The following is a 23,171-nucleotide window of genomic DNA, read 5'->3' as shown; positions in this document are numbered from 1 at the left end:
TTTAAATTTGTCCCTTCATTACAAAATATATAATTATGAAAGCAAAAATGAAATTAGTCAATTTATTAATGATACTTATGGTATCTATTTCAATTTTTTCATGTTCAGATGGTGAAGATGGAGCAGATGGTATTAATGGAGCAGACGGTGTTAATGGAGTAGATGGTGTTAATGGAGCAGATGGGGAAGATGGGGAAGATGGGGAACAAGGCGTACCGGGAACGGCAAATGTTATTTATTCTGATTGGATAGACTCTCCTTTGGATGGTGATATTCCATCATCATCAGCAAATGGCAGTATTGATGTTGCCGGCTTAAGCCAAGAAATATTTGATCAAGGTACAGTTCTAGTCTATGGAAAAGCTGGAACTCTTAATGTATTTGCCCTGCCATTTATAGGTGAAGCGGGGGTGTCTTACTATTACCGTTTAGCATTAGGAAGTATCAATATAAGGCTAGCAAGTGTAGATGGTTCTTCTATAGGTAATCCTCTTTTTGGTCAGTATCGCTATGTTCTAATTCCTGGTGGTGTTGAAGCAAGTACCGGAATAGGTGGTATAGGAAGTAAAACTGCAACCGTAGATTTTACCAAATTGAGTTATGAAGAAGTAATCGCTCATTTCAATATTCCTGAATAATACGTTCTTCCAACGTAAACAAGGGCTGTTTAAACGTCCCTTGTTTACGTTTTAAAAAGTTTAAATTAATGAAACAACAAGTCATTACTCTTTTTATACTGTTTTAGTACTATGCTACGGGACCGTAGTGCAATAATAGCCCAATTCTATAAAATGATAGAAGAAGGTATTTTATACGTAACATATCTCTCTAACCTTTCAGGTAGAGCCAATACCTATAGGAAAGGTGCAGTAACTTTCGATTCAAACACAAAAACACCCCTATTTCATGGCGAATACGGCACAACGCTTAACGAAAACCAAGAAATAGAAAACCCTACAGTAATATTCACATTTAAAAGGGAATAGAATCGAGGCCAAAACTACAAACAAATGAAAACAACTATCTATATCCTCTTGTTTACCCTACTTTTATCAAGTTGTAAAAAGGACGATAGTGAGCACACAAATATTGCTCCAGAAGCTTTTAACTTGCTCACTGTTGAAAACCAAGCGGAAAATGTTTCGTTGATCCCTGTCTTTACTTGGCAAGCAGCAACGGACCCAGATGGTGATTCAGTGGTCTACGACCTATATTTAGAAGTGCTTACTGGCGGCTTCTTAGTTCCCAAATTGAATGCCAATCAACAACCCCCCGACCCAACCCTTATTATAGCCCAAGGTATCACAGAAACTAGTTATACCCTCACCGACCCTTTATCCATAAACAGTTCCTTTACATGGAAAGTAGTTGCTCGTGATAACCAAGGGGGAACTGTTGAAAGCGATATTTTTAGCTTTGAAACCCGCCCGTTGAATACTAGCGAAGAAGCCTTTGTAGCATCTACACCTTTTGATGTTAGAGAAGGACATGGCAGCGTTTTTTTTAAAGATAAATTCTGGGTTATTGGTGGTTTCGCCAATATTGAAGATGTAAAAAATGATGTATGGTCTAGTGCGGATGGAATTACATGGGTACAAGAAACCGCAGAAGCAGGTTTCACTGGACGCGGTCAATTTGGAATCACCGTTTTTAAAGATAAGATTTTCATCTATGGAGGTCTTGGAGGTGGTAATTTGTTAAGTGATGTATGGAGTTCAATAGATGGGGTGAATTGGATACAAGAAACTGCTGACACTGGATTTAGCCCCCGAGGACAAACTAAACTACTCAGCTATAATGATAAATTATATGCCATAGGTGGTTTGGATAATCCTCTTGACCCTACTACTGGAAGTACAGAAGAGATTTGGAGTTCTAACAACGGTGCAGACTGGGTACAGGAGACCAATGCTGCTCCCTATTTAGCTAGGTATGGGTTTGAAGCTTTGGTCTTTGACAATAAAATGTTTGTTATAGGCGGAGCATTAAGTACAACCTTTGAAATCCAAAATGATGTCTGGTATTCAAAGGATGGAAAAAATTGGACGCAAATAGTACATCCGGGAAGCAGTTACCCAAAACGCTTACTCTTTAAGAGCACCGTATTCAATGAGAAAATTTGGATTACTAGTGGATTTTTTGAAGATGAGATAGAAGAATTTCATTATAATGATTTCTGGTCCAGTAGTGACGGCGTTTATTGGAAAAAAGAAGTTTCAAACGCTGGTTACGAACCTCGTTTTTCTTCTACTTTGATATCAAACCAAAACTTTATGCTTCTAATTGGAGGAGGAGAAATTAGCACTAATGCTAAATTTAATGATGTATGGAAATACGATTAATATAGTATAAAAAAGCATTATCCTGGTTACCAACCTACATCTATAAATTTTTAAGTTAAACAAAAAATATCATGAAAAATAATTTTCTATTATCAAACTTATTCCTCGCATTAATCTTGAGTATGTCCAATATTAGTTATGTTATGAAAACAAAACAAATTTTAAAAACAGCATTACTAGCATTTACATCCTTAATAATGGTAATCTCTTGTAATAAAAATGATGATGGCGGTAGTAATACACCCATAAAAGAAAAAGGTTTTATAACCACTTGGAAAACAACAGTAGCTAACGAAGAGATTTCCATCAAAACATTCCCTTCCAACTTTATTACAACTCCCTATAATTATACGGTAGATTGGGGAGATGGAAACGTTGACAGTAATGTAACCGAATCAATTACGCATGGTTACACTACTGCAGGAATCCATACAGTAACCATAACAGGAGATTTTCCGGGTATTTATAATCATGAAGATTCCTCCAATGCTGCCAAACTACTAACTATTGAGAGCTGGGGTGACAATATAGTATGGGAATCTATGAGAAAAGCTTTCTATCAATGTGAAAACCTAACAGGCATAAATGCTACAGATACTCCTAACTTAAGTTATGTAACCGATATGTCTTATATGTTCAGTTTTGCTATCAACTTCAACAGCGATATAAGCAATTGGGATGTTAGTAATGTAACCGATATGTCTTTAATGTTCTATAATGCTACGAGCTTCAACAGCGATATAAGTAATTGGGATGTTAGTAAGGTAACCAGTATGGATTACATGTTCTATGATGCTACTAACTTCAACAGGGATATAAGTGATTGGGATGTTGGCAATGTAAATAGTATTGGCCAAATGTTTAGTGGTGCTACGAACTTCAACAGTAATATAAGTAATTGGGATGTTAGTAAGGTAACCTATATGAGTGGCATGTTCAAAGGTGCGACGAATTTTAACAGCAATATAAGTAATTGGGATGTTAGCAATGTAACCGAGCTATCTTCTATGTTTGAAGATGCGACTTCATTCAATCAAGATTTAAGTGGCTGGGCAACTATCAATGTAACGAGTTGCTCCAACTTTTCAGCAGGTAGTTCTGGTTTAGAAGACACAAACCTACCAACAGCAGGAACTTGTTTTTAAATAATAATTAATAACGTATCCCCTCATACCAATTACCTTGAGGGGGGTAAAAATAAACTCAAGTACATAATGCCACTAACAGTAGGAACCTATTAAATAAAAACAACAAGCTATGAAAACAAAACAAATTTTAAAAACAGTAGTTCTAGTATGTACATTAATATTAATAGTAACCTCTTGTAATAAAAATGATGATGGCGGTAGTAATACACCCATAACAGAAAAAGGTTTTATAACCACTTGGAAAACAACAGTAGCTAATGAAGAAATTACCATCACAAAAGATTTTAACGAGGGAATTACGACGCCCTATAATTACAATGTAGATTGGGGGGATGGAAACATTGATAATAATGTAACTGAATCTATTACGCATAGTTACACTACTGCAGGAATCCACACAGTAACCATAACAGGAGATTTTCCAGCTTTTAATTCAGGGTCTAACTCCAATGCTGCCAAACTAATAACTATTGAAAACTGGGGTAGCAATATCGTCTGGGAATCTATGTATCAGGCTTTTTCTCAATGTAAAAACCTAACCAGCATAAATGCTACAGATATTCCTATCTTGGGTAATAATATAACTATGTATCGCATGTTCTATGGCGCAACTAACTTCAACAGCGATATAAGCAATTGGGATGTTAGTAATGTAACCAATATGAATTATATGTTCTCTTACGCTACTAATTTCAACAGCGACATAAGTAATTGGGATGTTAGTAATGTAACTGGCATGAGAAATATGTTCCATTACGCAACCAACTTCAACAGCGATATAAGTGGTTGGGATGTTAGTAATGTAACCAATATGAGCTATATATTCCATTACGCAACCAACTTCAACAGCGATATAAGTAATTGGGATGTTAGTAAAGTAACTGGTATGGATCATATGTTTCACAATGCGGAGAGTTTTAATCAAGACTTAAGTGCTTGGGAAACCGACAATGTAACAGCTTGCAATAGCTTTTCAGTTGATAGTGGTTTAACAAACGTAAACTTACCAACAGCGGGAACTTGTTTTAATAATTAAGAAAGTAACCTCTAATAATAACTATATATGAGAAGATAGATTACAATCCACAATATGTGTGGGAGTATAATGAAAAGGAAGGGTGATATTTTATATATGAAGATGAAATAAATACAGAAGATACATCTGACTCTGAAGAATATGAGAAAACATTTCACATTGAAATAAAATTTAGAAAATGGTGATTTATCAATAGTTTTCCTCCTCATTATCTTGAAGATATTGAAGAATTTGAACTTGCTCAAAGTCATATAGAATTATTAGATGGAGTAGCATATTGTAAACCCGTATTTAACTTTAACTTGTTTTATAATAAAATAACAGGCATTTCGGAACTTAACACATAAAATGTGCTAGAAGAACTGTATTTAGGAAATAATAAAATTGGATATATTGATGCTTTGAGCAGCTTATTCGAATTAAGATTAATTGAATTTAATTAAAGTTATTCAGATTTTAATATGAGATTAATAACGCCCACATAGAAAACATACCAATCTACACTTCTCCTAATAATAGGTATATTTTTAGGAAACTCATGCTCTAAAAAGGATATAGATAATGAGCCCCCTGTTTTAGGAATTCCCCCAATAGATATTTTAGAAATAAATAATGTCATTGCGTTTGGTCAGGAATTATCAACCACCAAAAAAAGTCCAGCCATCGAATACATCACTAAAAACAGTGATGTTAACGTTAGGGCTGCCAGTAATGGTCTGGTTAAAGCCGTTGTTTTAAACGAAGGGGAATCTTCAGATTATGAAATTCGTATACAACCAACAGCTACCTCTCAATGGCTCATTATATATGATCATGTTTTAGAGGTCGCTATTTTAGAAGGTGACAACATTCAGCAAGGCGATATTTTAGGAAAAGTAGGTTTAGGTAACAGGACAGAACTCCAATTAAACAAAACAAATGGTGCAAATACTATTTCCTATTGTCCTTTAAATTATGCTAGCAATACCTTTTTAGAAGAACATCTAAGTTTTATGGCAAACTGGTGTTTAATAGAAACTGTAATACCTTAAACTAAGATATGATAATAAAAAGACGATTATTTGTTTTGTTTTTTTGGTAATAGGTGCTGCAATGGTAGCTCAAGTAGATTTACAGATTCAAGTAAATAGAACAACAGGTACAGCACCCTTATATGTTTTTTTGTTGTTACATTTTCCTCAGGTCTTTCCGAAGGAAATGATTTAGACAACTCAGATTTCTCTTGGAATTTTGACACAAATAATACAGACCCTAACGGAAGTTGGGAAATTACCAAAAGAAGAGTTACAGGGCATGTATTTGAATTAATTGGAAACAATAAAGTGTTCCTTCCCAGCATAGCGGAAAGGTTCACGTAATGGAAAGCTAAAATTGGGGATTGTGTCCAAGACCTTTGTAGTGAAGCTTTTCCCGAAATGCAGCTTTTCGCGGAATACAGGGAAATGTGATGAGTGTGATAACAAAGACAGTACTTCTTCATTGTAGAAAAATCAGTTATACCAATCAGTTTATTTTATTCAATTAAATACAGTTAATTAAAAAGAATTCCTATTTCTGCAACAGACGAAAACAAGTTGAACTACCAATCATTGTAAATAGGTCACAAATCGTCAACATATAAGAAGATATTTGGTAGAAATACCACGGCGATTGGGCTCGCTGAGCAAGGTTCGCGTCCCGTCCAGTCCGCCCCCTATGTAGCAATTGCGAACCTAACATTTGAATCCTTGAAATCTTTTCAAGGATCATTTGGGGCAAATGCAGCTAAAATCTCCGCAGATCTTCCTAATTTTACCAATGTTCAGCCCTTAGTTCAAATTAGCGAGGTAATTAAAGTCCAAAAACCTTTAAATTAGGCTGGGAACCTAATAATTAAGTTTCCAGCCTGATTAATAAAATAATCATAATTATGGCAGATAAAATTAAAATAGATATTGTGTCCGATGTAGTGTGCCCTTGGTGCACCATTGGCTACAAACGTTTGGATAAGGCCATCTCGGATTTGGGTATTCAGGACCAAATAGAGATTGAGTGGCACCCTTTTGAACTTAATCCAAATATGCCAAAAGAGGGGCAGAACGTACAGGAACATCTTACCGAAAAGTATGGTTCCAGTTTGGAAGAACAGAGGCGCTCCCAGGAATATATGGCCGAGGCAGGGGCAGAACTGGGATTCACCTTCGATTATTTTGAGGAAATGAGAATGGTAAACACATTTGAAGCCCATATTTTATTGGAGTACGCCAAGGGTTACGGAAAGCAAACCGAATTAAAGATGCGCTTAACCACAGCCTTTTTTAGTGAAAGAAAAGATGTCTCCAACAGAGCTGTTTTAAAGCAAGCTTTATTGGACATTGGATTGAACGCGGAAGAGGCTTTGTCCAAATTAGATAATGATGAGGCCCGTTACGACCTCAGAAGCAAACAGAATTATTGGAAAAACCTGGGTGTCAACTCAGTACCAACCATCGTATTTAACAAAAAAAGTGCAGTAACGGGAGCACAGGCCGTAGATGTCTTTAAACAGATCCTTAGCGAAGTTATTGAACAATAGGCTAACATACTAATTACCAACAAGTGCCAATGCAACTGGAAACCGACATTGGCTATCCACTTAAAAAACTCAATTATGAAGAGAGTAGTAATTACCGGTATGGGAGCCTTGACTCCCCTAGGAAATTCGGTAGATGAATTTTGGCAAAGTGCCATCAATGGCAAAAGCGGTGTATCCAAAATCACCAAGTTCGATTCTACATTGTTCAAAACAACCTTTGCCGCCGAGTTGAAACATTTTACACCTGAAAACTACCTTGACCGCAACGAGATAAAAAGGAGTGATCGGTTTACGCAATACGCCCTTTATTCAGCAACTGAAGCTATAAATGATAGCGGCCTGGATATAAATTCCCTATCTCCTTTTGATATGGGCGTAATATGGGGATCGGGTCAAGGAGGAATGCAAACCTTTGAAGATGAGGTCATGAACTTTATGGAAGAGGGCAAACGTCCCAGATTCAATCCTTTCTTTATACCAAAAATGTTGGTGAATATGGCCTCGGGAATGATTGCCATGAAGTTTGGATTAATGGGCATCAACTATACGGCAGTATCCGCTTGTGCCTCCTCCAACTCTGCCATAATGGATGCTTTCAATTACATTCGTTTGAACAAGGCCAAAGTTATGGTTACCGGAGGATCTGAAGCTCCCATAACCCAAGCTTCCATTGGGGGTTTTAATGCTATGAAAGCCTTATCCACAAGAAATGACGACCCACAAAGGGCCTCAAGACCATTTGATGAGGATAGGGACGGCTTTGTAATGGGCGAAGGTGCAGGTGCCTTAATCCTCGAAGAATATGAACATGCCAAAAAAAGGGGCGCAAATATCTATGCAGAAATTGTAGGAGCGGGCATGACCGACGATGCCTACCACATTTCAGCCACACATCCCGAAGGGATTGGCGCAATAAAGGCCATGCAATTGGCCATGGAGGAAGCACAACTGGTCCCGGAACAGATCAATTATTTGAATGTTCATGCCACTTCTACTCCAGTTGGGGATTTAAGCGAAATAAAAGCAGTGGCAAAAACCTTCAACAACGAGTTCGACAATTTGAAAATTAGTGCTACAAAATCGATGACGGGACACCTTATGGGAGCCGCTGGTGCCGTTGAGGCAATCTTAGCTATAAAAGCCATTGGGAACAACATTATCCCCCCGACCATCAACACCGTGAAGATAGATCCCATTATTCCCAAAACCACGCCTATCGTAATCAAAGAAGCCATAGACCATACTGTGAACGTGGCCATGAGCAACACCTTTGGTTTTGGTGGGCACAATGCTACCACCATCTTTAAAAAAGTATAGAAACTTGTAAAACAATAACTCAAAGGCTCCAATTTTCTCAAATAATCGGGGCCTTTTGCTTAACTTGTAATCACAACCCGTGCCATTTGGACAAAACGCAGGGTATGTAAGAACCTTTTCGGAGCCAGAGGCCTACAGTAAAAACCATCTTAAGAAAACGATCGATATGAAAACAATGACATGCAAACAATTGGGAGGTGCCTGTGACATGCCATTCCACGCCACGACTTTTGAAGAAATAGCAGAACAAAGCAAAAAGCATGGGATGCAAATGTTCAAGGCTGGTGACAAAGAACACCTGGAGGCCATGAATAAAACGCAGGAACTTATGAGAACACCGAATGCGATGGCCAAATGGTTCGAAAACAAGAAGAAGGAATTTGAAAATCTTCCGGATAACAAATTATAGATCTTGAAGCCTTGAATGTAACCTAAGCGAGGCGGAATTATTTATCCCTTTTCACCGGCTCCTTCAACATCCTTACACTATCCTTTTTTTCAGGAAAAACCACCAAATAATTAAGACAGATACAAAAGAAGATCAAAAGGGCTACTGTTAACATAATATTTATCTGATTAAAGGTCAAAAACCGACCTAATTAAAGTTATTCCTGTATTAAGCCAGTTTGGCCTTATTTAACTTGGTAGAGAAAGTCAACTCTTTGGTTATCTTGGAATTTTTAAACATATACAAACGGGCAACAGCCTTATCCTTTATCAAAACAACCTCTTGTTTTGCCGTAACAGATACAATACTCATGCTAATGGTTTCAACCTTGACTTCGGCCGCATCGTTTTGGGCCTGGGCAGCTACTCCGATAAAAAGAACAAAGATTAAAGTTAAAATGGTTTTCATGACTTGCGATTTGTTATATATATAACAGGGGCAAGTGTATTTTTCCAGGTTCTGATTCGATGAAAAACACAGTTTCTCGTTAAGCGGATAAAATCCAGATAAAGTGCAAAATAATCCCGATGAAGGTAACGAGCTCAAAAATCACTTTAACGATAAAAAAATGTATTTCATCGATTAGGGTGGGTATTTACTTACATTTTTAGCTCCATAGTTTTATCATTTTCCACATTAAAGTAAACTACCTCGGGGCAAGCCTGCGAGGCATTCGTAGGAAACGAACTTTAATTTTCGAGGCAAGCCTCGGGTATTATACCCTTTGGCAGAGCCAATAAAAACAACAATAAAATACAGCCATCCTAGGCCGAAAATTATTCCCGATATTTGTGTCCACATATACCCATTTAAAAATAAAATACACCATTGGACTCCTATAGGGAAACATTTGAGACTTGGAACAAAATAGCCAATCTATATCAAGACCGATTTATGGATCTGGACTTGTACAACCATAGCTATGATCTTATTTGTAAATCAATAAGAAAACAAAATGCAGGAATTTTGGAAATAGGCTGTGGTCCTGGAAACATTACACGATACCTATTATCCAAAAGGCCCGACTTCAAAATATTGGGGATAGATATAGCCCCTAACATGATTGCATTAGCAAAAAAGAACAATCCAGCCGCTACTTTCAAGGTAATGGATTGTAGGCAGATCGGCGAACTTGAAACCTTATTCGATGGAATTATTGGTGGTTTTTGTTTGCCCTACCTCTCCTACCCCCATTGTGCCCAGTTAGTTTCAGAATCCCATAGACTACTATCAAAAAACGGATTGCTCTATTTAAGTTTTGTGGAAGGTGACTCCAATAAATCGGGCTTTAAGGTAGGCAGCAATGGAGACAGAGTGTATTTCCATTACCATAATTTGGATGCACTAAAAAAGCTTCTAACTCAAAATGCATTTCAAGAACCTGAAGTTTACCATGTAGATTACCAGAGAACGGAAGCCCTGATTGAAAAACATACCATTCTTATTAGCTCAAAAAAATGATATGAAAAAAAAAGTGAAAATGTTTGTTGAATAAAATATTAATCGTAATATTGCGATATACAAATAAATTAAAATGGGTTTAGCCAAAACAGAAATTTTCTCGGATCAACAAAATGAAATTGCCATTTTTGCCAAGGCATTTGGACATCCGGCACGCGTGGCAATTCTGCAGCATCTATTTAAAATAAACACCTGTGTATGCGGTGATCTTGTAAATGAAATTGGCTTGGCCCAACCAACCATTTCACAGCATTTAAAAGAATTGAAACTCCTGGGACTCATAAAGGGCAGTGTTGAAGGTACCAGTGTTTGCTATTGTATCAATACTGAAAAATGGATGGAAATGAAAGAGATTATCAAACAATTTCTAAATCTCGACATTACCGAACAGGAAGATTGTTGCTAAAAAATTTAAACTCATTAATCGCATAATCGCAATAAACAAATAACAAAATGAAACTATCAGAGATAAAAACAATTTTAGGGAATTTGGAAACCATTGCATTTCAATTGCCGGATGGTAAACTAGTACCCAATCATTTTCACGTTACCGAAGTAGGTAAAATAACCAAAAACTTCATAGACTGTGGCGGTACGGTTCGTAAAGAGGAAGTAGTGAACTTTCAGCTATGGGATTCCACCGACTATGACCACCGACTTCATCCAGAGAAATTGGTCCACATCATTGAATTATCGGAAAAGGTATTGGAAATTGGGGATTTGGAAATTGAAGTAGAATACCAAGGAGATACCATACAAAAATTTGGATTGGATTTTGACGGCACCAATTTTTTATTGGCCACCAAACATACAGATTGCCTGGCAAAGGACAATTGTGGTATTCCGACAGAAAAACCAAAAATAAAGTTATCCCAATTGCAAGAGACTTCTGCAAATTGCTGTACTCCAAACTCAGGATGCTGTTAAACCCTTTAACCACACTATAAACCTTATTTAATGATGCCCGTAAAAAAGAAGGTCTTTGACCAAATAGATCAGGCTATCTCTAAACTCAGTATTGATAATATTAGTGAGGAGCGAAAAGAAATTTTACAGCCCCTTGCTGACTATATACAGTCTAAAACAGATACCCAACAACCCATTAGAATTAATTTTATTTGCACCCACAATTCCAGAAGGAGTCACTTATCCCAAGTCTGGGCGCAAACCTTGGCCTTCTATTTCAACCTTAAGAATGTACAATGCTATTCGGGAGGAACGGAAGCTACCGCCCTATTCCCAATGGTTGCAGAAACCTTGAAAAATTCGGGATTTGGCATAGCGACCCTAGCGCAAGGAGAAAACCCAATATACAGCATAAAATATACCGACAATGAGCCTCCAGTGATAGGGTTTTCAAAGAAGTTCGATGCTGCTTTTAATCCTAAATCCGAGTTTGCAGCGGTTATGACCTGTTCACAGGCAGATGTTGGATGCCCGTTTATAGCAGGGGCCGAAAAGCGTATCCCAATAACCTTTGAGGATCCAAAGGCGTTCGACCATACCCCACAACAGGCCGAAAAGTATCGGGAAAGAAGCCTTCAAATTGCAACCGAATTAATGTACATTTTTGCTCAAATAAAATCATAATCAATGGCCTCGAACAAAAAATTAAGCTTTCTGGACAGCTATCTAACCATTTGGATTTTTTTGGCGATGGCATTGGGGGTAGGCATAGGCTATTTTGTACCCACTTTTCCCAAAATCATTGATAGTTTTAGTAGTGGAGCAACCAATATCCCCATTGCCATTGGACTAATCCTAATGATGTACCCTCCCTTGGCCAAGGTAGACTACTCGGTTTTGCCCAAGGTTTTTAAAAACACCAAGATTTTATCCATATCCTTGATCCTGAATTGGGTTATTGGACCAATTTTGATGTTTGCACTGGCCATTACCTTTTTAAGGGATTACCCGGAATATATGGTTGGGTTGATTCTTATTGGTTTGGCGCGTTGTATAGCCATGGTACTTGTTTGGAACGATCTGGCCGAAGGAAGTAGCGAATACGGTGCCGGCTTGGTTGCCCTTAATAGTATTTTTCAGGTATTTGCCTATAGTTTTTATGCCTGGATCTTTATAACCGTACTTCCTCCCTATTTCGGATTTGAAGGGGCCATAGTAGACATTTCTATTGCTACCATAGCCGAAAGCGTAGCTATTTATTTGGGAATTCCGTTTGCATTGGGTTATTTAAGTAGATTGATCCTCGTTAAACTGAAGGGTGGGGAATGGTACTCCAACACATTTATTCCTACCATATCCCCTATGACCTTGATTGCCCTATTGTTTACCATAGTGGTCATGTTTTCCTTAAAAGGCGAAATGATTGTTGAGATCCCCATGGATGTTCTCATCATAGCGGTACCTTTACTCATCTATTTTACGCTGATGTTTATTATTGGTTTTTTCGTCACAAAAGCCATGGGGGCTGAATATGACAAAACGGCTTCTGTGGCCTTCACAGCGGCGGGGAACAATTTTGAATTGGCCATAGCTGTGGCTATAGCCGTCTTCGGACTAAATTCAGGGCAGGCATTTGCTGGGGTCATTGGGCCCTTGGTGGAAGTGCCGGCCTTAATTTTATTGGTGCGCGTAGCCCAGAGGTTGCGCAAAAAATATTATCCGATAGTCAAAGTACAGTAAGGACGGATCAATCCCAAAAGTTGTGTGTGAATTAGAAAAAGAAATAATCTACTATCTCATTTTTGTGTCCTGTTCATTTTTTGCATCGCCCAAATGCGTAGCATTCATGAATACCATTAAAAATCAATAGACCAGCCGATGAATAAAAAACGACCAGGGCCGAATAACCAAGGTACGGTGTACCTTGGTTAGGAGGAGCCAGCAGTAGCCATGGCCATGCTGATTTTAAATTTCTTTAAATCTACGCACTTTCCACTGCCCCGGCGTCCAGGCCGCTTTCACTTGGGTGAAATGCTCTATGGACGCCTTCCACCTTCCAATGTGAAAACCACTTGATTTAATACGAAATCGAAGATTCACGAAAACCTATAAAAAACCTGTCTGCCGAAGGCAGGCAATAATAACCACTTAAGTAAATTGAAAATAGGCCGGTCCTTTCGTTGCGTCAACCTTCATGTGGGGATAAGTCATTTTCCGTTATTAAAAACCTTTGGCATTGCCCTCAAGGTCTATGGTTTGGTCGTTCTTCTTCCGTCGTGGAGATGGCATGACCGTTAAGAATTATTGAAGCCTTGGAAATAATTTAGGCCATGGCATCGGTCCTTAAAATCCAGAGATTTTAGGGACCACCTGGCGAAGAAGGGTCTTTTCTTTTGTTTAGCTCATGGCTGGTTATTTTCCTAATTACGTATTCGTGAACCTGCGGTTTCGTTTTATTCATTGCTTGCTTATTTTGTAATATGGTATTCATGAACCTCCTACGTCGGTTTCATTGGACAAGCAAAGAAATCGAAGATTCACGAAAACCATTAAAAAACTATAAAAACCACTTGAGTAAAATGAAAGAATAATTTAATCATTGGTTTTACTAAATTGCTCCTATTAATTAAAACTGTTGCTCAAAAAAACACGACTGATCAAATTAATCCCTTTTTTTCATAAACACAACAATTGTTGTTCCTGATCCATAAGGACACTGGAGGACCGGAAGATGCCATACTTAAATTCCAGTCAGATATTAGTTTGTGATTAAGCCAATTTAGCTTTGTTCAATTTGGTAGAGAAGGACAACTCTTTGGTTACCTTGGAATTTTTGAACCTATATAAACGGGCAAGACTATTATTACTTTTAATAGCAACTTCTTGTTTTTCCGTAGCATTTACAATACTCATGACAATGGTTTCAACCTTAACTTGGACAGCATCGTTTTGGGCCTGTGCAGCTACTCCGATACAAAGAACAAAGATTAAAGTTAAAATGGTTTTCATGACTTGCGATTTGTTATATATATAACTAGGGCAAGTATATTTTTGCAAGTTCTGATTCGATGAAAAACACCGTTTCTCGTTAAGTGGATAAAATTCGGATAAAGTGTAAATAAATCCCGATGAACGTAAGAAGTTCCAAAATCACTTTAGCGATAAAAAATTGCATTTCATCGATGACCGTAAGTATTTACTTACATTTCCAAGCCTTGAATTTTACTATCCAACCATCAAGAAGACAGCAACGGTGTGGAATTCAGAAGAACTAACAGTCCATGATTTCCATTAATATGTATCCCTTCTTACTTTTGCAATATAAAAAGAGCCTTGGACCGCTTTTCCAGACATTCAAAAGCAAATAATGGTTATCGGCCTACCTATCCGGAGAAACTGTTTTAGTAAATATACTCCTTTGGTAATGCCGGGAATACATGTTGGTTCGCTGTCGCCCTTAACGGCCATTTTGCCATCCGATTCCTTCAATCCGGTTTTGGCCACCGGAATAGGTCGTAACAAATTTAAAATGCCATTCCCAAACCTAACACTCTGTAGTGTTCCAAGATCTCATAATAACCAACCAACAAGCATTCCTTTAAAATTGACGCCCAATAGAATATTGATCAGCCATAGGGTTATTCCAATTCCAGATCCAGTGTACAAAATTATGTAGAAAAATACTAGGCAGCCGTCAAAATACTAGGCCTCCTCATAAGCATAAAAATCCCCAAGGAAATGGATCCACAAACCAAAAATCCCACAAAAAGAGGAAGAATGGTAAGCTGAATATAACTACCAACATAGGTTGCGATGGGAATGGCGATCATAGTGGAAACAAACCCAGTAATGGCAGCCCCTATCCCCGCTATATGACCTATGGGTTCCATAGCAATGGCCCTAAGGTTGCCGAACAAAAAACCAAGGGTAAAAAATTGCATGGTCAAGAAGCTTATCAATATCCACAAACTAGGATTATGCGAATTCCAGAACAAGCCTACATAAACAAAAGAAACAGTACAGAATAGGGTCAAAGAAATCAATGCCAATCTTCTCATCCCCAATTTTACCACCATGGTACCGTTCAACAAGGTAGATAGTCCAACGGAAATTGCCAATCCTGCGAAAACATAGGGGAAATTATCGACCAAGCCATACTGCACCTCAAACACTTCCTGTGCCGAACTCAAATAGACCATAAAGGCTCCTGTAATGAGCCCCGAAACAATAGTAAAAGCAACTGTTTCCCTGTATCTGAGCAATTCCCTAAATCCGTCCACGAACACATGGCTGGAAAATTTTATCTTATATTCCGGTTTTAAAGTTTCCGGTTGCCTTCTCCAGAACCAAACGCCCACCATTATAGTAGCCACCAATTGCATATAAAAAATAGCCTCCCAACCGTAATGATCTAGAAAAAACTTTCCCATAGCAGGAGCTACTATAGGAACCAATATAAAAAATGCCGTTACAAAAGACATTATCTTGGCCATATAATCTCCCTTATAGGAATCCCTTATCATGGATATGCTAATTGTTCTAGGGGCCGAAAGTCCAATCCCCTGAAGAATTCGACCAACTATCATCCACTCTAGATTGGGGGACATAACGCAGATAATACTCGCCATACAAAACACCAAAAAGCCAATATAAACAATAGGTTTCCTACCAAAACTATCCGATAAAGGCCCAAAAATCAATTGTCCCACCCCCAAACCCAAAAAAATCATTGTTATAAACTTCTGATTTTCGGTAGGGTCCAAGCTGTTAATATCCACACCTATAGTGGACATAGCCGGTAGGAGCGCATCAATGGCCAGTGCCACAATAGACATTAGGGAAGCCATAATGGCTACAAATTCAAATTGTGGTCGCTGCTGACTTTTTTGCATCCGGCAAAATTAAACATATGCAATAAGATTTAACTATATATTACTGGAAATAACAAAACGATAACATTTATAAAAAATCCTCAAAATAATGACGCTTCAATGTTTATAAAACCCATTTATAATTACAGGAACAAAACACTCCCGTTTATTTTCACTTAACCATAAATTAAATCCAGAAAAGCCACACTAAGATTTAATTCCCATACATTTGGGGTTATAAACACTAATTACTTATTATGAAAATCAATTTTATCATTGCTCTAGTATTTTTATCAACCTTATTTACTTATGGCCAAAAGCTAAAAGTTAAACAGGGAGATTTTAATTTTATCAAGGGTCAGAAAGAAATAAACGTAGAGTTTGTTTATGACAATATGAAACTTTTGAAAAAGAACCTCTCCAATGAAGATTATGTAAGGGAACACTCTGCAGAATTGGAAGAAAAAACACGGGGAAAAGGTACATCTTGGGAAAAAAGCTGGTACGCTAGTAGGGAATTGATCTATGCCCCAAAATTTTTGGAATTAATGAATAGATATCTTTACGAGAACCACAATGTCTTCTTTAATGAAAATTTAGCCGAGGCCAAATACACCCTTATCGTAGAGACTATATGGGTATATCCGGGCTGGGATGCCGGGGTCATGAAGCAACCAGCAAAGGTTAGCACCCTATTAAAATTTGTAGAGACCAATAACAGGGACAATATTTTGTTGGAAGTAACAAGTGAAAATGCTCCCGGAGACCAATGGGGTAGCTCGTTTAGCAATGAAGACCGAATAGGGGAAGGTTATGCCAAAACTGGAAAATCCTTTGCCAGGTTAATTTTGAAGAAAGGCTTCTAGACCAAATATGCTTTAGGATGAAAACAAAAAGTGAATGATGATATCATTCACTTTTTTGCTTTTCAAGTTCAATTATATGGGCTACCGTTCTAATAAGTCTATTGTGCTTGGTCACAAAGGGATTGGTCTTGTCCCAGACATAGCCCGCCAAAACAGAACATATTTGTCTTTTTACCTCTGGATTTTCCGGTTCATGAAAAAACAAGGTCTGTAAATTACCGCTATACCACTCGTTAACATAGGAAGAAAATACGTTTACTCCTTCCCTAATATAATCAGAGTATTCCTTCTCCCAATCAACTGCCTCACCTTTAAGAGCTTTGGCAATGAGTTTTGCACCCAACAAGGCCGATTCTGTGGCAAAAGTAACTCCAGAAGAAAAGACGGGATCCAAAAACTCCGCACTATTGCCCGTTAAAACAAATCCTTTACCATAAAGTTTTTTTACTGATTTGGAATAATTCTTTATCAAAACCGGTTCGAACAAAAATTCGACCCCCTTAAAGCGTTCGTAATAATAGTTGGACAACTTCAACATCTGTGTCAATTTTTCCCCATTACTTCCTTCAAAGGACTCCAAAAATTCAGTAGGCCCCACATACCCAATACTTGTTCTTCCATTTGAAAATGGAATGACCCATAACCAAACCTCTTTATCAACCACATCAAAAGTAATCAGGGTACCTTCCCTACCCTCTGGGCGGTTTACATCCACTACATGGGTAAAAATAGAGGAATGGCTGGGCAGGACAGAGGGCTTGTCCAAATCCAACAATCTGGGCAATACCCTTCCGTAACCACTGGAATCTATTATATATTTTGCCTGTACCTGGTATGGTTCCCCATTTTCATCCTTAATAGTGGTCAGGGAACCCCCATTTTCGTCAATAACAACATCTACAACCTCATGTCCAAAGGAGACTTCAACCCCCTTCTTGATCAGTTCGTCTACCAATACTTTGTCAAAATCCGCTCTTGGAACCTGCCAAGTCCAATCCCAACCCTTGGTGTGTTTCTTACTAAAATCAAATTCACAGATTTTGTCCCCTTTTATAAATCGGGCTCCAAATTTCTTTTCAAAACCAAAGGCATTCAAACCTTCCAACAGGCCTACTTCCTCAAAATGATCCATACATCTGGGCAAAAGGCTCTCCCCTATTACAAATCTGGGAAAAATACTTTTTTCAACCACCTGAACTTGAATTCCTTGACCTTGTAAAAAGGCTGCGGAGACGCAACCAGACGGCCCTGCGCCAATTACTAAGACTTCGACTAAACGTTGATTCATTAATTTTAAAATATTGATTGGTTAAATATCATACATTTGCAATCCAAAATAACTATTTTTATTAATTGTTATTCAATTTACTTTTAAAATATTGAATTTATATACATGTTGACTATTAAAGGAAAGTTAGGAATAGAGGATTTCTATCGTATAATTTTTAAAGAAGAATCTATTCTAATAAATAAAGACGTTTTAACAACCGTCGAAAATAGTTTTAATTTTTTAAGCCACTTTTCCCAAAACAAAATCATTTACGGTGTAAATACAGGTTTTGGTCCAATGGCGCAATATAAAATAAAAGACGCCGACCGGATTCAATTACAATACAATCTCATAAGAAGCCACGCTTCCGGAACAGGCAATTTAATCCCTGCCCAATATGTCAAGGCTGCTATGCTGGCCAGATTGAACACTTTAAGTTTGGGATATTCAGGTGTACATATTTCGGTAATCGAATTAATGACTTCACTCATCAACAAGAACATTACCCCTGTAATTTTTGAGCATGGTGGCGTGGGTGCCAGCGGCGATTTAGTCCAATTGGCACATATAGCCCTAGTGCTTATTGGGGAAGGTGAGGTATTTTACAAAGAAGAGAGAAGGCCAACGGAAGAAGTATTTAAAATAGAAAACCTAAAGCCCATTACCGTTTCTTTAAGAGAGGGCTTGGCACTTATAAATGGCACTTCGGTGATGACGGGAATTGGCCTCATCAACACCATAAACACCAGAAAGTTATTGGATTGGATGATATGCTGTTCATCTGCCATCAATGAAATAGTACATGCCTATGATGACCACTTGTCACTAGAGCTAAATCAGTCCAAAAAACACAAAGGGCAGCAGCAGATCGCCAAATCCATGAGAAATCATTTAAAGGATAGTGCCCTTACCCGTAAGAGGGAACACCATTTGTACAACGGCAATAACGAAGTGTCTATTTTTGAGGAAAAGGTACAGGAATACTATTCCTTGAGATGCGTACCCCAGATCTTAGGTCCAGTTCTTGACACTTTGAACAACGTAGAAAGAATTCTTATCGAAGAAGTCAATTCGGCCAACGACAACCCCATTGTGGATGTTGAAAAAGAGCATGTGTACCATGGCGGAAACTTTCACGGCGATTATGTTTCCCTTGAAATGGACAAACTAAAACTAATCGTGACCAAAATGAGCATGCTTGCCGAAAGGCAATTAAACTACCTCTTAAATCCAAACCTTAATAATATACTTCCCCCCTTTGTCAATCTTGGTAAACTTGGTTTAAATTTCGGGATGCAAGGTGTACAGTTCACTGCCACCTCCACCACTGCTGAAAACCAAATGTTGTCCAATCCCATGTACGTTCACAGTATCCCAAACAACAACGACAATCAGGACATTGTTAGCATGGGAACCAACGCAGCCAACATTACCAAAAAAGTCATCGAAAATACTTTTGAAGTCCTTGCGATAGAAACAATAACTATTGTCCAGGCCATTGAGTATTTGAAAGTTCAGGACAAAATATCGTCCAAAACAAGAAAAATGTATGATGATATTAGAAATTTGGTCCCCCCTATCTCCGACAAAGACGTTCCCATGTATCCTTATGTAAATAAGGTTAAAGACTTTATTCTAAATTTTGAGGAAGAATCTTACGCTTGTAAGCATCTTAATTAAAAAATTGAGTTAGAAAAGTTATTTGAATAAAATAATCCATAATTTAATAGTGGCATAGCTTAATGTTAAACATACACCGGGTCCCAACTTGGTAATTATTGAATATGAACGTTTTAATTTAAAAAGATCTAAGATGAAAACAAAGGTTATTTTTTCGGTTGCACTTTTTTTGGTTTTTGGTAATTTTTATTCACAGGAATATGCCCTGGTAAGGGAAAATGGGCTTTATGGGTATATCAATACCTCCGGGGAGTTTGCAATACAGCCTCAATTTAAAAAAGCTGACAATTTTACAAACGAGCGGGCCGCCGCCTCAATGGGCGACAAATGGGGCTATATCAATACTGCTGGGGAATGGGCAATTCAACCTGAATATGAACATGTGAAAGAATTCAATTCGGGGCTGGCCTTGGTAAACAAAGGTGACCAATGGCATTATATCAATGTTTCGGGAGAAACCTTGGAAACCCCAGTTTCTGAAAAATATTATGATTTTGACAATGGTGTGGCCTTTTTTAAAAGTGGTGAGAAAATTGGGCTTTTAGGTACCGATGGAAAATTAATCGCAGAACCGGATTTTGACGAAATTAAACCCTTTATCGATGGATATGCCAAGGCCAGAAAAGGTGAGCTTTGGGGAATGATCAATAAAAAGGGCGAAATCTACATCCCCATTGAGAACCAAGAAATTGGGGATTACAACAGTAAAGGTGTATGGGTAAAAAAGCAGGAATCTTTTGGGATTATAGCCAACGGCAACTTTAACCCCGTAAAGAATGCCGATAAAATATGGGAATTCACGGACAAGTCAGAATTAACCTATGCCAGGAGCAATAAATTGATGGGGTTCATTAATAACACAGGGGAGTGGATCATTGCTCCTACCTATGAAAAAGCCAGGGATTTTAGCCAAGGTTTGGCACCAGTGTTTATGAACAAAAACTGGGGGTATATTAATGAAAAAGGAGAAAAGGTCATAGATTTCAAGTTTAAGGATGCCGAAGTGTTCTCCGCAAACGGTCTTGCCCCCGTAAAAGAAAAGAAATGGGGATTCATAGATAAAACTGGAAAATGGGTAATACAACCAGAATATGATATCACGGCAGGATTATCGTTTTCCATCTTTAAAAAGAATTTGGAAAAAGGCTTCATCAATGGGCTTGCCAGAGTAAAATATAAGAAGAAATGGGGTTTTCTAAATGCCAAGGGAGAAGTTTTGGGCAACAAATGGTACGAAAATGCAGAAATATTTGACGACGTTAAAAATTAAACCACACTAACTAAATAAATGAGCGAAAAAAAGAAATTTGCACTGGTAACCGGAGGGTCAAGGGGAATCGGAAAAGCTATATGCCTGCAGTTGGCACTGGATACCGAGTATAAGATTCTAATTAATTATAAGGACAATGCTTCCGCAGCAAAGGAAACCTTGGGTGAAATAGAGAAAATTGGTGGAAGTGCGGAGCTAATACAATTTAATGTCGGTGATACCAAGGATGTACAAAATAAATTGGACCAATGGCATGAAGCCAACAAGGACGCTATTATAGAGGTGATCGTAAACAATGCCGGAATTACAAAGGACGGCCTTTTCATGTGGATGAAACCAGAGGATTGGAACAATGTTATCAACACCAGTTTGAACGGTTTTTACAATGTCACCAATCATCTGATCCAAAAGTTATTGGTGCATAAATATGGCAGGATCATTAATATGGTTTCCGTATCCGGCCTAAAAGGAACACCGGGACAAGTCAATTATTCTGCCGCAAAAGGAGGCATAATAGCGGCCACAAAGGCCTTGGCGCAGGAAATAGCAAAAAGGAACATCACTGTTAATGCTGTGGCACCTGGTTTTATTAAGACTGATATGACCGGAGATCTTGACGAGAAAGAGCTTAAAAGAATGATTCCCATGAACCGCTTTGGGGACGCAGGGGAGGTTGCCCACCTAGTTTCCTTTTTGGCTTCCAAAAAGTCATCGTATATTACAGGCGAGGTCATTAATATTAACGGAGGAATATATTCTTAAAAAAACATTTGGAGAGATGAAGAGGGTCGTAATTACAGGTATGGGAATATACTCTTGTTTAGGAAAAAACTTGGCCGAAGTCAAGGAATCACTCTACAAGGGAACTTCTGGAATTGTATTTGACGAAAAACGGAGGGAATTTGGTTATCGCTCCTGCCTAACCGGCATGGTAGAAGAACCCGACCTTAAGGATCTACTTACCAGAAGGCAAAGGTTAAGCTTGGGAGAAGAAGGCGCTTACGCTTACATGGCCACATTGGAAGCTTTAAAAAACGCTGGTATATCGCAAGACTACCTGGACAATAATGAAGTTGGCGTACTTTACGGAAATGATAGCACTGCTAAATCCGTAATTGAATCCATAGACAAACTAAGGGAAAAAAAAGATACCACCCTGGTGGGTTCCGGTGCTATTTTCAAGGCCATGAACTCATCCGTAACCATGAACCTTTCCACCATCTTCAAATTAACCGGAATCAACTTCACCGTGAGTGCTGCCTGTGCAAGTGGGTCGCATGCCATAGGAATTGCCTATCAATTAATTAAAAGTGGGCTTCAAGATTGCATTATTTGTGGCGGAACCCAAGAGATCAATGAATTGGCCATGGGAAGTTTCGATGGTCTTGGCGTATTTTCGGTCAACGATGAGGTACCTGGGAAAGCTTCCCGTCCATTTGACAAAAGTAGGGACGGACTGGTTCCCAGTGGCGGAGCTGCATCCCTTATAGTTGAAAGCTATGAATCCGCAAAAAAAAGAAAAGCTGCTATTTTAGGTGAAATTATTGGTTACGGGTTTTCATCCAATGGGGATCATATCTCCACACCAAACGTTGATGGCCCAACACTGGCTATGAAAAAAGCTATAGACCAAGCGCATATTAAACCCAGTGAAATAGATTATGTAAATGCCCATGCCACCTCCACACCTGTGGGCGATTCCAATGAAGCCAAGGCCATATTTGCAGTTTTTGGCGATAAGGGTCCCTACGTTAGTTCCACAAAATCCATGACCGGCCATGAATGTTGGATGGCGGGCGCCAGTGAGATAGTCTATTCCATGTTGATGATGGAGCATTCGTTTATTGCACCAAATATAAATCTAGAAAACCCCGACGAGGATGCCGCCAAATTAAATCTAGTAAGAAAAACACTGGATAAAAAAATTGATGTATTTTTGTCGAATTCTTTTGGATTTGGAGGTACGAATTCAGCATTGCTAATAAAAAAAGTGAACGAATAA

General features: G+C 38.3%; 24 protein-coding genes. 20 read left to right on the top strand and 4 right to left on the bottom strand.

Annotated features, from left to right (window positions below):
* The first annotated feature begins 35 nt into the window (after window positions 1-35).
* From QSE00_RS06270 to QSE00_RS06230, 9 genes are all read left to right on the top strand, one after another.
* Window positions 36-638 (top strand): hypothetical protein, encoded by a 603-nt coding sequence (locus QSE00_RS06270; RefSeq protein WP_286105321.1) that lies wholly within the window; start codon window positions 36-38, stop codon window positions 636-638.
* A gap of 153 nt (window positions 639-791) precedes the next feature.
* On the top strand, window positions 792-986 hold the full coding sequence (locus QSE00_RS06265; RefSeq protein WP_146216355.1) for a hypothetical protein: 195 nt from the start codon (window positions 792-794) through the stop codon (window positions 984-986).
* 24 nt (window positions 987-1,010) lie between these two features.
* Entirely contained in the window at window positions 1,011-2,342 is a 1,332-nt protein-coding gene (locus tag QSE00_RS06260; protein WP_286105319.1) for a Kelch repeat-containing protein, read from the top strand.
* Between the two features lie 122 nt (window positions 2,343-2,464).
* Window positions 2,465-3,487, top strand: coding sequence for a BspA family leucine-rich repeat surface protein (locus tag QSE00_RS06255; RefSeq protein ID WP_286105318.1), 1,023 nt, complete (start codon window positions 2,465-2,467; stop codon window positions 3,485-3,487).
* A gap of 112 nt (window positions 3,488-3,599) precedes the next feature.
* Entirely contained in the window at window positions 3,600-4,526 is a 927-nt protein-coding gene (locus QSE00_RS06250) for a BspA family leucine-rich repeat surface protein (protein WP_286105317.1), read from the top strand.
* 1,595 nt (window positions 4,527-6,121) lie between these two features.
* Complete coding sequence (locus QSE00_RS06245; protein WP_110357863.1) at window positions 6,122-6,382, top strand: EthD family reductase; 261 nt, start codon at window positions 6,122-6,124, stop codon at window positions 6,380-6,382.
* Window positions 6,383-6,435: 53 nt separating this feature from the next.
* Complete coding sequence (locus tag QSE00_RS06240; protein ID WP_286105316.1) at window positions 6,436-7,080, top strand: DsbA family oxidoreductase; 645 nt, start codon at window positions 6,436-6,438, stop codon at window positions 7,078-7,080.
* A gap of 75 nt (window positions 7,081-7,155) precedes the next feature.
* Window positions 7,156-8,397, top strand: coding sequence for a beta-ketoacyl-ACP synthase II (fabF, locus tag QSE00_RS06235; RefSeq protein ID WP_286105315.1), 1,242 nt, complete (start codon window positions 7,156-7,158; stop codon window positions 8,395-8,397).
* A 166-nt stretch (window positions 8,398-8,563) separates the two neighbouring features.
* Window positions 8,564-8,806 carry a DUF1059 domain-containing protein gene (locus tag QSE00_RS06230; RefSeq protein ID WP_110357877.1) on the top strand — a complete coding sequence of 81 codons (243 nt, stop codon included), beginning with the start codon at window positions 8,564-8,566 and terminating at the stop codon, window positions 8,804-8,806.
* 207 nt (window positions 8,807-9,013) lie between these two features.
* On the opposite strand, the gene QSE00_RS06225 is transcribed toward QSE00_RS06230, so the two are convergent.
* Window positions 9,014-9,253, bottom strand: a complete 240-nt coding sequence (locus QSE00_RS06225; RefSeq protein ID WP_286105314.1) for a hypothetical protein — start codon at window positions 9,251-9,253, stop codon at window positions 9,014-9,016.
* Window positions 9,254-9,673: 420 nt separating this feature from the next.
* Between QSE00_RS06225 and QSE00_RS06220 the strand changes: the two genes are divergently transcribed.
* The 5 genes from QSE00_RS06220 to arsB all read left to right on the top strand — a co-directional run bounded on the left by QSE00_RS06220 (window position 9,674) and on the right by arsB (window position 12,952).
* A complete protein-coding gene (locus tag QSE00_RS06220; protein WP_286105313.1) occupies window positions 9,674-10,306 on the top strand; it encodes a class I SAM-dependent methyltransferase in 633 nt (210 codons plus the stop codon).
* Between the two features lie 73 nt (window positions 10,307-10,379).
* Window positions 10,380-10,712 (top strand): ArsR/SmtB family transcription factor, encoded by a 333-nt coding sequence (locus QSE00_RS06215; RefSeq protein ID WP_110357868.1) that lies wholly within the window; start codon window positions 10,380-10,382, stop codon window positions 10,710-10,712.
* A 47-nt stretch (window positions 10,713-10,759) separates the two neighbouring features.
* On the top strand, window positions 10,760-11,233 hold the full coding sequence (locus tag QSE00_RS06210) for a DUF6428 family protein (RefSeq protein ID WP_110357869.1): 474 nt from the start codon (window positions 10,760-10,762) through the stop codon (window positions 11,231-11,233).
* Window positions 11,234-11,263: 30 nt separating this feature from the next.
* Window positions 11,264-11,896, top strand: coding sequence for an arsenate-mycothiol transferase ArsC (locus QSE00_RS06205; protein ID WP_286105312.1), 633 nt, complete (start codon window positions 11,264-11,266; stop codon window positions 11,894-11,896).
* 3 nt (window positions 11,897-11,899) lie between these two features.
* Window positions 11,900-12,952: an ACR3 family arsenite efflux transporter gene (gene arsB, locus QSE00_RS06200; protein ID WP_286105311.1), complete on the top strand. Its 1,053-nt coding sequence runs from the start codon at window positions 11,900-11,902 to the stop codon at window positions 12,950-12,952.
* A gap of 1,029 nt (window positions 12,953-13,981) precedes the next feature.
* On the opposite strand, the gene QSE00_RS06195 is transcribed toward arsB, so the two are convergent.
* On the bottom strand, window positions 13,982-14,221 hold the full coding sequence (locus QSE00_RS06195; RefSeq protein WP_286105310.1) for a hypothetical protein: 240 nt from the start codon (window positions 14,219-14,221) through the stop codon (window positions 13,982-13,984).
* Window positions 14,222-14,579: 358 nt separating this feature from the next.
* On the opposite strand from QSE00_RS06195, the gene QSE00_RS06190 reads away from it, so the two are divergent.
* On the top strand, window positions 14,580-14,888 hold the full coding sequence (locus tag QSE00_RS06190) for a hypothetical protein (RefSeq protein WP_286105309.1): 309 nt from the start codon (window positions 14,580-14,582) through the stop codon (window positions 14,886-14,888).
* Between the two features lie 7 nt (window positions 14,889-14,895).
* On the opposite strand, the gene QSE00_RS06185 is transcribed toward QSE00_RS06190, so the two are convergent.
* Complete coding sequence (locus QSE00_RS06185) at window positions 14,896-16,104, bottom strand: multidrug effflux MFS transporter (protein ID WP_110355809.1); 1,209 nt, start codon at window positions 16,102-16,104, stop codon at window positions 14,896-14,898.
* A gap of 236 nt (window positions 16,105-16,340) precedes the next feature.
* Here QSE00_RS06185 and QSE00_RS06180 point away from each other — a divergent pair, with 236 nt between their 5' ends.
* On the top strand, window positions 16,341-16,949 hold the full coding sequence (locus QSE00_RS06180) for a hypothetical protein (protein WP_110355808.1): 609 nt from the start codon (window positions 16,341-16,343) through the stop codon (window positions 16,947-16,949).
* Window positions 16,950-16,992: 43 nt separating this feature from the next.
* Here the strand turns inward: QSE00_RS06180 and QSE00_RS06175 are convergent, their stop codons facing one another.
* A complete protein-coding gene (locus QSE00_RS06175; protein ID WP_110355807.1) occupies window positions 16,993-18,237 on the bottom strand; it encodes an NAD(P)/FAD-dependent oxidoreductase in 1,245 nt (414 codons plus the stop codon).
* Window positions 18,238-18,342: 105 nt separating this feature from the next.
* On the opposite strand from QSE00_RS06175, the gene QSE00_RS06170 reads away from it, so the two are divergent.
* The 4 genes from QSE00_RS06170 to QSE00_RS06155 all read left to right on the top strand — a co-directional run bounded on the left by QSE00_RS06170 (window position 18,343) and on the right by QSE00_RS06155 (window position 23,171).
* Window positions 18,343-19,899, top strand: a complete 1,557-nt coding sequence (locus QSE00_RS06170; protein WP_110355806.1) for an HAL/PAL/TAL family ammonia-lyase — start codon at window positions 18,343-18,345, stop codon at window positions 19,897-19,899.
* Window positions 19,900-20,032: 133 nt separating this feature from the next.
* Window positions 20,033-21,169, top strand: coding sequence for a WG repeat-containing protein (locus tag QSE00_RS06165; RefSeq protein WP_110355805.1), 1,137 nt, complete (start codon window positions 20,033-20,035; stop codon window positions 21,167-21,169).
* A gap of 18 nt (window positions 21,170-21,187) precedes the next feature.
* Entirely contained in the window at window positions 21,188-21,931 is a 744-nt protein-coding gene (fabG, locus tag QSE00_RS06160) for a 3-oxoacyl-ACP reductase FabG (RefSeq protein WP_286105308.1), read from the top strand.
* A gap of 16 nt (window positions 21,932-21,947) precedes the next feature.
* Complete coding sequence (locus QSE00_RS06155) at window positions 21,948-23,171, top strand: beta-ketoacyl-[acyl-carrier-protein] synthase family protein (RefSeq protein WP_286105307.1); 1,224 nt, start codon at window positions 21,948-21,950, stop codon at window positions 23,169-23,171.

Origin of the sequence: Arenibacter flavimaris (assembly GCF_030291335.1) — a bacterium.
In the GTDB taxonomy this organism is placed as follows: domain Bacteria; phylum Bacteroidota; class Bacteroidia; order Flavobacteriales; family Flavobacteriaceae; genus Arenibacter.
This window is presented reverse-complemented; position numbering and strand designations above follow the sequence as displayed.

Coding starts and splice junctions, on each gene's coding strand:
- QSE00_RS06270 (WP_286105321.1), top strand. CDS start 36: ATGAAAGCAAAAATGAAATTAGTCAATTTATTAATGATACTTATGGTA.
- QSE00_RS06265 (WP_146216355.1), top strand. CDS start 792: ATGATAGAAGAAGGTATTTTATACGTAACATATCTCTCTAACCTTTCA.
- QSE00_RS06260 (WP_286105319.1), top strand. CDS start 1,011: ATGAAAACAACTATCTATATCCTCTTGTTTACCCTACTTTTATCAAGT.
- QSE00_RS06255 (WP_286105318.1), top strand. CDS start 2,465: ATGTCCAATATTAGTTATGTTATGAAAACAAAACAAATTTTAAAAACA.
- QSE00_RS06250 (WP_286105317.1), top strand. CDS start 3,600: ATGAAAACAAAACAAATTTTAAAAACAGTAGTTCTAGTATGTACATTA.
- QSE00_RS06240 (WP_286105316.1), top strand. CDS start 6,436: ATGGCAGATAAAATTAAAATAGATATTGTGTCCGATGTAGTGTGCCCT.
- fabF (WP_286105315.1), top strand. CDS start 7,156: ATGAAGAGAGTAGTAATTACCGGTATGGGAGCCTTGACTCCCCTAGGA.
- QSE00_RS06230 (WP_110357877.1), top strand. CDS start 8,564: ATGAAAACAATGACATGCAAACAATTGGGAGGTGCCTGTGACATGCCA.
- QSE00_RS06225 (WP_286105314.1), bottom strand. CDS start 9,253: ATGAAAACCATTTTAACTTTAATCTTTGTTCTTTTTATCGGAGTAGCT.
- QSE00_RS06215 (WP_110357868.1), top strand. CDS start 10,380: ATGGGTTTAGCCAAAACAGAAATTTTCTCGGATCAACAAAATGAAATT.
- QSE00_RS06210 (WP_110357869.1), top strand. CDS start 10,760: ATGAAACTATCAGAGATAAAAACAATTTTAGGGAATTTGGAAACCATT.
- QSE00_RS06205 (WP_286105312.1), top strand. CDS start 11,264: ATGATGCCCGTAAAAAAGAAGGTCTTTGACCAAATAGATCAGGCTATC.
- arsB (WP_286105311.1), top strand. CDS start 11,900: ATGGCCTCGAACAAAAAATTAAGCTTTCTGGACAGCTATCTAACCATT.
- QSE00_RS06195 (WP_286105310.1), bottom strand. CDS start 14,221: ATGAAAACCATTTTAACTTTAATCTTTGTTCTTTGTATCGGAGTAGCT.
- QSE00_RS06190 (WP_286105309.1), top strand. CDS start 14,580: ATGGTTATCGGCCTACCTATCCGGAGAAACTGTTTTAGTAAATATACT.
- QSE00_RS06185 (WP_110355809.1), bottom strand. CDS start 16,104: ATGCAAAAAAGTCAGCAGCGACCACAATTTGAATTTGTAGCCATTATG.
- QSE00_RS06180 (WP_110355808.1), top strand. CDS start 16,341: ATGAAAATCAATTTTATCATTGCTCTAGTATTTTTATCAACCTTATTT.
- QSE00_RS06175 (WP_110355807.1), bottom strand. CDS start 18,237: ATGAATCAACGTTTAGTCGAAGTCTTAGTAATTGGCGCAGGGCCGTCT.
- QSE00_RS06170 (WP_110355806.1), top strand. CDS start 18,343: ATGTTGACTATTAAAGGAAAGTTAGGAATAGAGGATTTCTATCGTATA.
- QSE00_RS06165 (WP_110355805.1), top strand. CDS start 20,033: ATGAAAACAAAGGTTATTTTTTCGGTTGCACTTTTTTTGGTTTTTGGT.
- fabG (WP_286105308.1), top strand. CDS start 21,188: ATGAGCGAAAAAAAGAAATTTGCACTGGTAACCGGAGGGTCAAGGGGA.
- QSE00_RS06155 (WP_286105307.1), top strand. CDS start 21,948: ATGAAGAGGGTCGTAATTACAGGTATGGGAATATACTCTTGTTTAGGA.